3 protein-coding genes are annotated in these 1,849 nt (G+C 67.2%); all 3 read left to right on the top strand.

The window, feature by feature from the left end; translation table 11 throughout:
- The coding region (locus tag H5T60_14510; GenBank protein ID MBC7243643.1) for a DegV family EDD domain-containing protein at positions 1-509 on the top strand (509 nt) is incomplete at its 5' end.
- On the top strand, positions 496-1,167 hold the full coding sequence (locus H5T60_14505) for a glycerol-3-phosphate acyltransferase (GenBank protein ID MBC7243642.1): 672 nt from the start codon (positions 496-498) through the stop codon (positions 1,165-1,167). The genes H5T60_14510 and H5T60_14505, both read left to right, overlap by 14 nt.
- 42 nt (positions 1,168-1,209) lie before the next feature.
- A partial coding sequence (locus H5T60_14500; protein MBC7243641.1) for an alpha/beta fold hydrolase occupies positions 1,210-1,849 on the top strand: 640 nt, incomplete at its 3' end.

The raw sequence follows: 1,849 nt of genomic DNA, 5'->3' as shown, positions 1-1,849 counted from the left end.
GGGCAGCCATGGCCTGCGGCTTTATGGTCATGGCGGCGGCGCGCGCCGCGGCCGAGGGGGCCGGCGTGCAGGATGGGTTGAGGGTGGTGGAAGAGGCGCGCCCGCGTGCCAATTTCCTGATGGGGCTGGACCAGTTATATTACCTGCATCGCGGCGGTCGGGTGCCGGCCATCGCCGCCATTGCCGGCGCCGCCCTGCGCCTGGCACCCATCCTTCACATGACCGATCAGGGGGAGGTGCATATCGTCTCCGTGGCGCGCACCCGCCGGGGCATGATCAACCGCATCCTGGACCTGCTGGAGAAACGGCTGGGAGGCATGCCGGCCTATATCGCGGTCAGCCATGCGGATGCCCCGGACGATGCGCGCGCAGTGCACGAAGAGGTATGCCGGCGGGTGCGCTGTTTGGGCAGTTGGGTCACCTCCTTCACGCCGGTAATGGGCGCCCATGCCGGCCCTGGCCTCATCGGAATCTCGTACTACCTGGAGTCGGGGTATGCTGGCGCTTAAGATCACGGCACTGCTCATCGCTTCCTATTTGCTGGGGTCTATTCCAACCGCCTATCTCTTCGCCCGCTGGCGCAAGGGGATTGACCTGCGCCAGTACGGGAGCGGCACCGTCAGCGGCTCGATGGTATGGGAGCATGTGGCCCGCTGGGGTGTCGTGGTGGTGGGGCTGTTTGACCTGGGCAAGGCGGCTTTTGCCACGTGGCTGGGCGCGCACATCAGCCTGCCGGTGGCCATCGCCGCCGGCCTGGCCGCTACCATCGGCCACAACTGGCCCATCTTCTTACACTTCACCGGCGGCCGCGGCCTGGGATGCTACATGGGCATGTTCCTGGTCATATTCCCGTGGGGCTTCCCCTGGATGCTGGGGTTCCTGGCATTGGGCCGGCTCATCAGCCGCGACTCGGCGCCCTGGGCGCTGGCCGCGCTGGTCGGCCTGCCAGTGTTCGCCTGGTACATGCGCCAGCCGGCGGAGCTTATTTGGGGCACAATCATTATGCTCATCCTGGCCCTGGTCAAGCGGGTGGAGGCCAACCGCCGGCCTCTGCCGGCCGACCCCGCCGAACGCCGGCGGGTGCTGTTGTACCGGCTCCTGCTGGACCGCGACATCCGGGACTGGCATACCTGGGTGCGGCGCACGCCGGAATCCCGCCAGGGGTGAGCCGGCCATAACCTTGACACACCCTGTCACCTGGACGCACACATGGAGCATATGGAAGGGTTCACCTGCAGGGAAGCGGCGATTGATGTCGGGGATGCGGTTCTGCGAGGGGAAATCTATCTGCCGGCTGGCGAGGGACCGTTCCCGGCCGCCATCCTTCTCCACGGCATGGCGGCGGGGCGCAAGATCATGCGGCCGGCCGCGCAGGAGCTGGCAGCGCGCGGGATCGCGGCGCTGATTTACGACCTGCGCGGGCACGGCGACAGCGGCGGGGTGTATGCCGGCCAGGGGGCAGAGGATGTGCGGAAAAGCATTCACTGGCTGGCGGCCCAGCCGTTCGTGATGGCTGATAGGATCGGGCTGGTAGGGCACAGCCTGGGCGGCCGGCTGGTGCTCATCGCCGCGGCCCAGGAGCCGTGTGTGGCGGCCGTAGTGGCGCTGGCGCCGGCGCCCGACCTGCTGTTCCAAGACCTGGCGAAGGACGAAGAGGGCCGGCAGTTTCTGGCCAATCCGCCGCGCGAGGTGATCCACTACCCAGGGACCGAGGTTCCTGGCGCGAACAACTGGGATGGCTGGCGGCTGATCCAGAATATGCGGTTGAACGGCTACCGCATGAGCATCATCTGGGCGGATACCATCGCTACCTGGAACGCCTTTCCGCTGGAGAAGGCGGTGCGCTTCC

The organism is Anaerolineae bacterium (assembly GCA_014360855.1).
In the GTDB taxonomy this organism is placed as follows: domain Bacteria; phylum Chloroflexota; class Anaerolineae; order JACIWP01; family JACIWP01; genus JACIWP01.
The sequence above is the reverse complement of the archived record's forward strand: the minus strand, read 5'-3'. Positions and strand labels throughout refer to the sequence as shown.

Bases quoted from the DNA above. Each gene is read 5' to 3' on its own strand.
- H5T60_14505 (MBC7243642.1), top strand. From the start codon at position 496: ATGCTGGCGCTTAAGATCACGGCACTGCTCATCGCTTCCTATTTGCTG.